The 9,855-nt window shown below is 70.3% G+C and carries 12 protein-coding genes, 1 tRNA gene and 1 pseudogene; 10 read left to right on the top strand and 4 right to left on the bottom strand.

All coding sequences use genetic code 11. The annotated features are described in order from the left end of the window. The 3 genes and pseudogenes from AC08OU_RS07925 to AC08OU_RS07915 form a co-directional block, all read left to right on the top strand. Positions 1-247, top strand: a pseudogene (locus AC08OU_RS07925) (hypothetical protein); the annotation flags it as partial. Further along, positions 217-387, top strand: coding sequence for a DUF6879 family protein (locus tag AC08OU_RS07920; protein WP_476601760.1), 171 nt, complete (start codon positions 217-219; stop codon positions 385-387). The pseudogene AC08OU_RS07925 and the gene AC08OU_RS07920, both read left to right, overlap by 31 nt. After that, the gene (locus AC08OU_RS07915) at positions 311-775 is read left to right on the top strand and encodes a Scr1 family TA system antitoxin-like transcriptional regulator (protein ID WP_476604580.1); all 465 of its coding nucleotides are present in this window, start codon (positions 311-313) and stop codon (positions 773-775) included. The genes AC08OU_RS07920 and AC08OU_RS07915 overlap by 77 nt, the downstream gene beginning before the upstream one ends. On the opposite strand, the gene AC08OU_RS07910 is transcribed toward AC08OU_RS07915, so the two are convergent. From AC08OU_RS07910 to AC08OU_RS07900, 3 genes are all read right to left on the bottom strand, one after another. Continuing rightward, complete coding sequence (locus AC08OU_RS07910; protein ID WP_476601758.1) at positions 718-1,014, bottom strand: hypothetical protein; 297 nt, start codon at positions 1,012-1,014, stop codon at positions 718-720. The genes AC08OU_RS07915 and AC08OU_RS07910 overlap by 58 nt on opposite strands. A 19-nt stretch (positions 1,015-1,033) precedes the next feature. Continuing rightward, a complete protein-coding gene (locus AC08OU_RS07905) occupies positions 1,034-1,507 on the bottom strand; it encodes a hypothetical protein (protein WP_462186532.1) in 474 nt (157 codons plus the stop codon). A gap of 99 nt (positions 1,508-1,606) precedes the next feature. Further along, positions 1,607-1,987: a hypothetical protein gene (locus AC08OU_RS07900; RefSeq protein WP_476601757.1), complete on the bottom strand. Its 381-nt coding sequence runs from the start codon at positions 1,985-1,987 to the stop codon at positions 1,607-1,609. Positions 1,988-2,116: 129 nt separating this feature from the next. Here AC08OU_RS07900 and AC08OU_RS07895 point away from each other — a divergent pair, with 129 nt between their 5' ends. Next, positions 2,117-2,737, top strand: a complete 621-nt coding sequence (locus AC08OU_RS07895) for a helix-turn-helix domain-containing protein (protein ID WP_476601756.1) — start codon at positions 2,117-2,119, stop codon at positions 2,735-2,737. 238 nt (positions 2,738-2,975) lie between these two features. Here the strand turns inward: AC08OU_RS07895 and AC08OU_RS07890 are convergent. After that, positions 2,976-3,047, bottom strand: a tRNA-Arg gene (locus AC08OU_RS07890). Positions 3,048-3,120: 73 nt separating this feature from the next. Here AC08OU_RS07890 and AC08OU_RS07885 point away from each other — a divergent pair. The 6 genes from AC08OU_RS07885 (at position 3,121) to AC08OU_RS07860 (ending at position 9,608) form a co-directional block, all read left to right on the top strand. Beyond that, a complete protein-coding gene (locus AC08OU_RS07885) occupies positions 3,121-3,507 on the top strand; it encodes a response regulator transcription factor (protein ID WP_476601755.1) in 387 nt (128 codons plus the stop codon). Positions 3,508-3,531: 24 nt separating this feature from the next. Beyond that, positions 3,532-4,560 (top strand): DALR anticodon-binding domain-containing protein, encoded by a 1,029-nt coding sequence (locus AC08OU_RS07880; RefSeq protein WP_476601754.1) that lies wholly within the window; start codon positions 3,532-3,534, stop codon positions 4,558-4,560. A 107-nt stretch (positions 4,561-4,667) separates the two neighbouring features. After that, positions 4,668-6,056, top strand: coding sequence for a diaminopimelate decarboxylase (lysA, locus tag AC08OU_RS07875; RefSeq protein WP_476601753.1), 1,389 nt, complete (start codon positions 4,668-4,670; stop codon positions 6,054-6,056). After that, positions 6,053-7,336 (top strand): homoserine dehydrogenase, encoded by a 1,284-nt coding sequence (locus AC08OU_RS07870; protein WP_476604579.1) that lies wholly within the window; start codon positions 6,053-6,055, stop codon positions 7,334-7,336. Before lysA ends, AC08OU_RS07870 begins: the two co-directional genes overlap by 4 nt. Beyond that, positions 7,333-8,466, top strand: a complete 1,134-nt coding sequence (gene thrC, locus AC08OU_RS07865) for a threonine synthase (protein ID WP_462186538.1) — start codon at positions 7,333-7,335, stop codon at positions 8,464-8,466. Before AC08OU_RS07870 ends, thrC begins: the two co-directional genes overlap by 4 nt. Continuing rightward, complete coding sequence (locus AC08OU_RS07860; protein WP_462186539.1) at positions 8,463-9,608, top strand: homoserine kinase; 1,146 nt, start codon at positions 8,463-8,465, stop codon at positions 9,606-9,608. The genes thrC and AC08OU_RS07860 overlap by 4 nt, the downstream gene beginning before the upstream one ends. The last annotated feature ends 247 nt before the right edge of the window (positions 9,609-9,855 follow it).

The following is a 9,855-nucleotide window of genomic DNA, read 5'->3' as shown; positions in this document are numbered from 1 at the left end:
CCCGGATATCCTTGCCTACGAGGCGTACTACAGTGTCGGCGCCCAGGAGGCAGAGAACGTGCAGTCGGCCCTCACGCCCGACCTCAACCCAAACGCCGCGCAGCGGTATCTCGAATTGTTCGGCAAACCCGCGACCGTGCCGTCCTCGATGGCCACAGGGTGCCCTTCCTCTCTTGACCAGCGGAACCTCAAACGCGAGTTTGCCGCCGGGGACCCGTGGTTTCAGGCGCGGCTCGTCGGCAACTAGGAGGAGTTCCGGCGGCGGCTGGCCCCCGGCCGTGGCTGGACCTGATCGCCGAGGTGGCCGGCCGTGGGGTCGAGGTCCGCCGTGTCCGGATTGTGGCGGGGCCGGTGTCCCAACCAGCGCACCGCCGCATTCCTCATTGAGGAGTCCGTGCTGCGCAACGGCTTCGGCGGGCCGGCGGTCATGCGCGGCCAGTGCGTGCACCTGGCCGAGGTCACGACGTGGTCCGCAGTGTCCCTCGGCGTCATTCCCGCCTCTTGCGATCGTGGCCTGGCCAGCCCAGTCGAGGATTTTTGGATCTTCGACAATGATCAGGGGAACGTTGAACTGGTCTCGGGATTCCTGACGGTTACCCAGCCGACCGAGATCGCCCTCTACGCGCAGATGTTCGCTCGTTTGAGTGAGATCGCCGGCTACGGCGACCGGGTCGTCGTCACCGCGGATGCGGAGCACGGCGTCCCCGAGCATGCGGACTACGACGCGGTCGCGGCCTCGACTGCCAGGTCGATTGTCTTGTCGGCCGCCGCATAGACCGTCCCATCGCTCATGACAGCCACCGTCTCCGCGAATGTGCGCAGGTCGTCTGCGATTCTCCCCGCAGCCTCGACCCCCTTCTCCATAGCGGTCTCCACCGCCTCGCCCGCCAGATAGCCGGCGGCCGCGCCCAATGCCGCCCCGGCGATCGCCGTCGTCGGCCCGGCCGGCGCGCCGACTACACCGCCGACGGCCTTTCCTACCCCACCTCCGACGCCGGCCTTGAACGCTCCCATCGCACGCTTACGGCCATCCCTAACCACGGCAGGGCCTCTCCGCCAGCCCGGTGGTCCGAAGCTGGTCGATCGTGTCCTTCCGCGTGCTGGCCACGGCGTCGTCCAGTTCGGGAACACGGCGGTGCTTGAACTTCGCCGTCGCGCTGTTGAGGATCAGGCCCGCGTCCTTCCGTCCCGCACGGACCGTCGCCCCAGATGTCCTGTAGCCGAGATACCCGGCACCGACCAGTGCAGCGAGCCAGGCCGCGGGAACAACCGCAGCTCCCGCGCCTCCCCCCGCTGCGGCCGTTTCCGCAGCGATGCCGGCACCGGCAGGGACCGCCGCAGCGGCCTGAGCCGCGTTCCTCTTGAGCCACTCCCGAACAGCTGCCACATAACCGCCGGCAGCGATGAGATCGGCGATGATCTGGTCGCGGAGCTCATCACGTATAAGCTTCCACAGAAGGGAGTCCTCCAGCTCGACGACCTCACCTGCGGGGTCCTTGAGCTCCACGTTGACCGGCTCAGGGGACGTAATGAAGTAACAAATACGCGATCGAGAGCATCATTGCAGGTCACAGGCCTGTGGAGGGTTCGAAACGCGCAAGTTATTTCATTTCGACTCCTCAGTGCCAGCGGCTTCCGCCTCGGCGTTGAGGAACTCCTCGATCTCCTTGATCGTCGCCTTCACAAACTCGACCAGGTGCCGGTCAACCGCTGCCAGCCCTGCTGCCAGCTCGGCGAGCACCCTGTTCACAGGCCTCTCGCCATCCGCGTTGACGTCCGGGTTAGTGGTCGTGGCCAACCGGGAAACAAGTGCCTTGATGGTATCCAGGTTCACCCCGAAGTCGCCCAGAGAAGCCGCCGCGATCCGCCGATCGAACTGCGCATCGAAGATCTCGGTCTCCCCGTGCGCCATCGCCTGCGACTCCAGGACGAGAGTCGTAAACCTGGCCGTCGCGGCGTCCTCGACGCTCGGTCGGAGCTCATCCACAACGAGTCTCCTGTCTTCTGAGCAAGAACGATCCGTAGTAGATCGCCTTCCCATGGTCGGGTAATCCGATGTGGGTGTCAATAGGGCGAGATTTGATCCAGTTCTGTGCGTACGTGCTACTCTGGACAGGTGAGTGTGCTGGGCGCCGCCATCAAGGAAGCACGGGAGGTCCGCGGCCTGAGCCGAGCCGAGTTGGCCAGACAGGCGGGCATCACCCCTCTCTACATGGACAAGATCGAGCAGGGTGCTCGTCGTCCGTCCCCGCCCAAGCTGGCCGCTCTCGCCAAGGTCCTGCAGGTCAGCACGGCCGAGCTGATGACCCGCGCGGCGCTGCTCGACGCCAGCACCGCCCCCACCAGCGACGAACTCATCAGACGTCTACTCAGGGCGGCAGCCACCGGGGCGGGCGCGCAGGCCGCGCTGAAACTTGTCGGAGCTGTAACTCCGATGGCTTCGATCATGGCCGCCGGGATCCCGCGGCGCTCGATCCCGGCTGCGGCCCAGGCGACCGGAACACTGTTCCCAGGCAGCGTCGTGGCAGTCGCCGCCGGCAGCCTGGTCGCGGGATACGTCCAGCACCGGCAGCGGCGCGCCACCACGCAGAACTCCGATGCCCGGGTACCCGCCCCTCAGCCTGAGCTAGCCAACCCACGCCAGGAGTTGCTGGAGCACATTGCCACGCTCACCGACGAGGAGATCGAGGCGATCCTCCTCCTCGCCCGCGAGGCAGTCACCAGCGACGACACCTGAAGCGCCTCATCCCTCCGTGCCACCGGGCGGCGGGGCCGCGCGGGGTCTGCTGCCGCCAGCGGGCGAGGGATTCGAGGGAGAACCGGGCGTAGTGGGCGAGGAAGGCGAATGAGCAAAATCTCAGCAATCAACCTTGATCAGGTCGCCGATCTGGCGGAAGTGATTGCCGGCACCTCCGCGAAGCCTCCGCGCTCCGTACAGTAGCCGACCAGTTACCTCGCTGCGCGGATGCTGTACGTGCCCCCGGCAGGATTCGAACCTGCGCACCCGCCTCCGGAGGGCGGTGCTCTATCCCCTGAGCTACGGGGGCCCCGGGTCAACACGGCCTACGTTACCAGGACGGAACGCCGGATCGGGAATCCGGGTCGCCGTAAGCTTCCGGTGTGTACCCTGCCACCCCCCGAGTCCTCGTCGTCGACGACGACGCGGTGATACGTCAGCTCGTGGTCGTCAACCTTGAGTTGGAGGGCTTTGAGGTCCATACCGCCGTAGACGGCGTGGACTGCCTGGAGATGGTGCACGAGGTCGCCCCACAGGTGATCACGTTGGACATCATGATGCCGAGGATGAACGGCTGGGACGTGGCCGCCCGGCTGCGGGAGGAACCGGACACCGCCGCCATCAAGATGATTATGCTGACCGCCCGGGCCCAGGAGGCCGACGTCAAGCGTGGGGTGCGGGTCGGGGTGGATTACTACCTGACCAAGCCGTTCGACCCGGACGAACTCATCGGCGTGGTCCAGCGGCTGGCTGCCGGCCAGCCGGTCTGACCCGGCGCCGATAACATCGCCGTCATGACCCCCGCCGATCTCGCTGACGCCATCGTGACGGCCATCGGCCGCGCGGTCGCGGACGGCGACTTGGACGTGACTGTGCCGACCGCCGTCACGGTGGAGCGGCCGAAGACGCCCGAGCACGGGGACTACGCATCCCCGGTCGCGCTCCAGCTTGCCAGGGCCGCCCGTCGTCCGCCGCGCGCCGTCGCGGAGACGTTGGCCCGGCGGCTCGCCACCGACAGCGAGCTCGCCGCCGTGGACGTCGCCGGCCCGGGGTTCCTCAACTTCCGGCTGGCCGACGCCGCCCTCGGGGAGATCGCCCGCACGGTGGTGTCGGCTGGTGACCGGTACGGCCGGGCGGTCAGGCCACGAGGTGTCCGGGTCAACCTGGAGTTCGTCAGCGCGAGCCCGACCGGCCCGGTGACGCTGGCCTCGGCGCGCTGGGCGGCCGTCGGAGACGCCCTGGGGCGCATCCTGCCCGCGGCCGGGTTCGAGGTGGGCACGGAGTACTACTACGACCGCCGGGCGTCCGAGCAGGCCCTGCACGACCTGGCCGACGCGGTCGGGGCCGACGCGGCGCGGTACTGGCTGGTCCGCTCTTCGCCGGATTCGGCGCTCGAGCTGGATCCGGACCTGATGGCCCGCCAGACCAGTGACAACCCGGTCTTCTACGTGCAGTATGCCCACGCGCGGATCAGCTCGCTGCTGCGCAACGCCGAGTCCCTGGGCCTCACGGCCGCGACCGAGCCGGTCGACGTCGCCCTGCTGACCCAGCCGCGGGAGGGTGAGCTGCTGCGCGCGCTCGGCGAGTTCCCCCGAGTGATCGAGTCCGCCGCGAGGCTGCGCGGCCCCCATCGGCTCGCCCGCTATCTCGAGGAACTTGCCGGGGTCTACTACCGGTTCTACGACTCCTGCCGGGTGCTTCCGCAGGGCGACGCCGAGCCCGGTCCGGCCACCGGTGCGCGGCTGCTCCTCGTGGCGGCAACCCAGGTGGTGCTCGCGAACGGCCTGGGACTGCTCGGGGTCAGCGCCCCCGAGCGGATGTGACGAGCGGTCGGTCCGACCGTCCGGGCGGGTTCGGGAACGAGCCGGTCGGAAAGCGTGAAACAGGCGGCATGAGGCAGGCCAGGCGGCCTGAGGCAGGCAGAGGCGAGATGAGCGAGATCGACAGCCCAGCGGTGGTGCCGTTGGAGGAGAATCTGTGGCCGGCCACGGCCCGGCTGGACGCCGACGGCGTGCTGCGGATCGGTGGGATCCGGGTCGACGAGCTGGCTGCCGAGTTCGGCACGCCGGCCTTCGTTCTCGACGAGGCCGACTTCCGGGCCCGGTGCGTGGCTTGGCGGCGGGCGTTCGCCGACTGTGATGTCTACTATGCAGGCAAGGCCTTTTTGTGCCGCACAGTCGCTCGCTGGGTGGATGAGGGGGGCCTGAATCTCGACGTCTGTACGGGCGGGGAGCTCGCAGTGGCCCGCTCGGTCGGCTTCCCGGCGGATCGACTGCTCTTCCACGGCAACAACAAGTCCGTCGCGGAACTGCGGGCGGCCGTCGGCTATGGCGTCGGGCGGATTGTCGTCGACTCCTTCGCCGAGATCACCCGCCTGGCAGCCGTCGCCGCCGAGGCGGGCGGGCGCCAGCGTGTGCTGATCCGCGTCACCCCGGGCGTGGAGGCGCACACACATCACTACGTCTCCACTGGGCAGGAGGACCAGAAGTTCGGGTTCTCGCTGGCCGGCGGGTCGGCGGCCGAGGCGGTGGAACGCGTGCTCGCGGCCGCTGGCTCCCTCGAACTCGTCGGCCTGCACGCGCACATCGGTTCGCAGATCTTCGACACGGCCGGGTTCGGCCTGGCGGCGCACCGCCTGGTGGGCCTGCTCGCGCGCATCCGCGACACCCACGGCCTCGAACTGCCCGAGCTCAACCTCGGCGGTGGCCTCGGCATCGCCTACACCGGAGAGGACGCCCCGCTGGAGGTCACCGACGTCGCCGAGCGGCTGACCGCCGTGGTCGGCAAGGAGTGCGCCGCCGCGGGCCTGACCGTCCCGCGCCTCGCGGTGGAACCGGGACGGGCCATCGTCGGATCGACGACGGTGACCCTCTACGAGGTCGGCACCGTCAAGGAGCTGCCCGGGCTGCGCACCTTCGTCAGCGTGGACGGCGGCATGAGCGACAACATCCGCACGGCGCTCTACGACGCCCGCTACACCGCCCGGCTGGTCTCCCGGACCGGCTTGGCCACGACGCACGTCGTCACGATCGTCGGCCGGCACTGCGAGTCCGGGGACGTCGTCGCCCACGACGTGCCGCTGCCCAACGACGTCCGGCCCGGTGACCTGCTGGCCATTCCCGCCAGCGGCGCCTACCACCGGTCGATGGCCAGCAACTACAACCATGTGGCGCGTCCACCGGTGATCGCCGTGCGTGACGGCGCGGCCCGGATCATCGTCCGGCGGGAGGCTGAGGACGACCTGCTGCGCCTGGACGCCGGTCCGGGCCTGACTGTCGAGCCGGGCGCCGGCCCGGCCTCCCCGGAGGTGGCGCGGTGAGGATTGCGTTGCTCGGCTGTGGGGTTGTCGGCGGCGAGATCGTCCGGCTGTTGCAGGCCAACGCCGCCGATCTCGCCGCCCGGGTCGGGGCTCCCTTGGAACTCGCCGGGATCGCGGTGCGCAGGCCGGGCCGCACCCGCGCTCTCGACGTGGATCCGGCGCTGTTCACCGGGGATGCGGCGGGCCTCGTCGCCCGGGACGACGTCGACATCGTGATCGAGCTCGTCGGCGGCATCGAGCCGGCCCGCTCCTGGCTGCTGTCCGCCCTGCGGGGGGGTAAGTCGGTGGTCACCGCGAACAAGGCCCTGTTGGCCTCGGACGGCGCGACGCTGCACGACGCGGCCGCCGCGGCCGGCACCGATCTCTACTACGAGGCCGCCGTGGCCGGGGCCATCCCGCTGATCCGCCCGCTGCGCGAGAGCCTGGCTGGGGATCGCGTGCACCGGGTGCTCGGCATCGTCAACGGGACGACCAACTTCGTGCTGACCCGGATGGACGAGACCGGCGCGTCGTTCACCGAGGCGCTCGCCGAGGCCGGTGCGCTCGGATATGCTGAGGCCGATCCCTCCGCCGACATCGATGGGTTTGACGCGGCCGCGAAGGCGGCCATCATGGCCCAGTTGGCCTTCCACTCCCGGGTAACGATCGACGACGTCTACCGGGTCGGCATCGGTGAGGTCACCACCGCCGACATCGCCAGCGCCCGGGAGCTCGGTTGCACCGTGAAGGCGCTCGCGGTGGCGGAACGCTCGGCCGAGACCGAGGGGATCAGCGTGCGGGTCCACCCGGCGATGATCCCGCGCACCCACCCGCTGGCCGGGGTGCGGGAGGCCTTCAACGCGGTGTTCGTCGAGTCCGAGGCGGCGGGCCAGCTGATGTTCTACGGCCAGGGTGCCGGCGGAGCGCCGACCGCCTCGGCGGTGCTCGGGGATGTGGTCGCGGTCGCGCGCAACCGTATCGCCGGCCGTCGCGGCCCTGGTGAATCGTCCTACGCCGCGCTGCCTGTGCTGCCGATGGGCCGTACCGTGACGAGGTATCACGTGAATCTCGACGTCACCGACAAGACCGGCGTACTCGCGACGGTCGCTGGGGCGTTCGCGCGTCACGATGTGTCCATCAGGAGCGTTCGTCAGGACGGCCGCGGCGACGACGCGAGCCTCGTCCTGGTGACGCATGCCGCCCCGGACGCGGCACTGTCCGCCACCGTCGAGGAGCTCCGCGGTCTCGCAGGTGTCCGGGCGGTGTCCGGCGTGATACGGGTTGAGGGAGGTGAGCCGTGACCACGACGTCATCCACACCGCTCGCGGACGAGCCGGCCGTGCCGGTGCTGTCCGCGGCGCCCGAGCGGCCGCACCGGCCGTGGCGGGGAATCATCGAGGAGTACCGGGACCGTCTGCCGATCGCGCACGACACACCCGTCATCACGTTGCGTGAGGGCGGGACGCCCCTGCTGCCCGCGGCACATCTCTCCGACCTCACCGAATGTGAGGTTCATCTCAAAATCGAAGGGGCGAATCCGACCGGGTCCTTCAAGGACCGCGGGATGACGGTGGCCATCAGCCGGGCTGTCGGCGCCGGTTCCCAGGCCGTCATCTGCGCGTCCACCGGCAACACCTCGGCGTCGGCCGCCGCCTACGCGGCCCGCGCCGGCATCACCTGCGCGGTGCTGGTGCCCAGCGGGAAGATTGCCCTGGGCAAGCTCGCCCAGGCGCTTGTCCACGGGGCCCGGCTGCTGCAGCTCGACGGCTCCTTCGACGACTGCCTGCGGGTGGCGCGCGAACTTGCCGACACCTCGCCGGTCACCCTGGTCAACTCGGTGAACCCCTTCCGTCTCGAGGGGCAGAAGACGGCGTCCTTCGAGATCGTGGAGGCGCTCGGCCGGGCCCCGGACGTCCACTGCCTGCCGGTCGGTAACGCCGGCAACATCACCGCTTACTGGCGGGGCTACCTCGAGGAGAACAACCGGATCGCCAGCGGCCGCCCGCGGATGTGCGGTTTCCAGGCAGCGGGTGCCGCGCCCATCGTGCGGGGCGAGGTGGTGACCTCGCCACAGACGATCGCCACGGCGATCCGCATCGGCAACCCGGCCTCGTGGGGTCTCGCCGTCGAGGCGCGGGAGGCCTCCGGTGGTCTGATCGACGCCGTGAACGACCGGGAGATCCTCGCCGCCTACCGCCTGCTGGCCCGCAGGGAGGGTGTCTTCGTGGAGCCTTCCAGCGCCGCGAGCGTCGCAGGCCTGCTGAAGGCGCGGGCGGCCGGCCGGATCGAACCCGGCGAGCAGGTCGTGTGCACCGTCACGGGCAACGGGCTCAAGGACCCTGACTGGGCGATCAGCGGCGCGGCCCGGCCGGAAACGATCCGCCCGACCGTCGCGGGCGCCGCCGAGGCGCTGGGGCTGCGGCGCTCGTGACCACTCGGTTCTCCCCGTGTCCAGGCGGGACGGCAGCCTTCGCCGAGCGGGCCGGTCGGTCCGGGCCGGTCACCGCCGCCGACGGCGTGTCGCGGCGGGTCCGGGTCCGGGTGCCGGCGACCAGCGCGAATCTCGGCCCTGGCTTCGACGCGTTCGGCTTGGCATTAGGCCTGTATGACGAAGTCGATGTCGAGACGACCCGATCCGGCCTCACCGTCGACGTCGTCGGCACGGACGTCGTCGCCCGGGACGAGACGCACCTCGTGGTCCGGGCGATCCGGGCGACCTTCGACACCCTCGGCCGGGCGCAGCCCGGTCTCGCGTTGCACTGCGTCAACCGGATCCCGCACGGCCGCGGGCTGGGATCCTCGGCCGCGGCGATCGTCGCCGGGGTCGTCGCCGCCGCCGCGCTCGCGCAGCCGGACCTCGGGCCCGCCTTCGAGACCGATGCCGTTTTCGACGCCGATGCCGTTTTCGACGCCGGCGCGGACTCCGTGTCCGATGACGCGCCCGAGCCGGGCCCGGTGCCCGGCGCGGCGTCCGGAGCCGGCTTCTTCGGGCCTGCGGGCATGCTGCGGCTCGCCAGCGCCATCGAGGGGCACCCGGACAACGTCGCCGCGGCGCTGAGCGGGGGCTTCACCGTTGCGTGGCCGGACGGCGACGGTGCCCGGTCCCTGCGCGTCGATCCCTTCGCCGAGCTGAGACCCGTGATCTTCATCCCCGCGATACGACAGTCGACCGAGCAGTCGCGCGGGGCGCTGCCGAGCAGCGTTCCATTCGCCAACGCCGCCCGCAACCTCGGTCGGGCCGCGCTGCTGGCGTTGACGATGTCGGCAGCCGAGCCGGCAGCCGGGCAGCCGTCCCGACGTGCCGAGGCACTCCTGCGTGCCACCGAGGATCTGGTGCATCAGCCCTACCGGTTCCCCGGCGTCCCGGCGTCGGCAGACCTCGTCGGTCGGCTGCGCGGCAGGGGGATCGCGGCGGCCCTGTCCGGTTCGGGGCCATCCGTCATCGCCCTCGCCGTCGGCGGTGAACAGGCCGCGGCGGCGGTGGATGTGGCGGGTGCCGGGTTCTCCGTCGCCCCGCTACCGGTGGATAGACGCGGTGCACGCGTCATCCGATGTCGATCCGCGGCGCCATGACCCGGTTGCCCGCGGTGGGATCCGCTGCGACGGCTGGCGCTGCGAGCTCCCGATTCGCGGTTGTGTGTCACATCGGGAAGTCCTGACGTCTCAAGGTTGTTGCCGAGGTGTCTGCCGCTGGATAGTCTGGTGACTGCACCCGCTGCCACCGCGGCGCGTGCTCGCTCCCGCCGTGCCGCTCTGGTCTCGCCAGATGGAACATGGTTCGGGGCTCCGGTGTATAAGCTTCGTCGTCGTTGCCTCGGCT

It is taken from the genome of Frankia sp. CcMO1 (genome assembly GCF_977945845.1).
The sequence above is the reverse complement of the archived record's forward strand: the minus strand, read 5'-3'. Positions and strand labels throughout refer to the sequence as shown.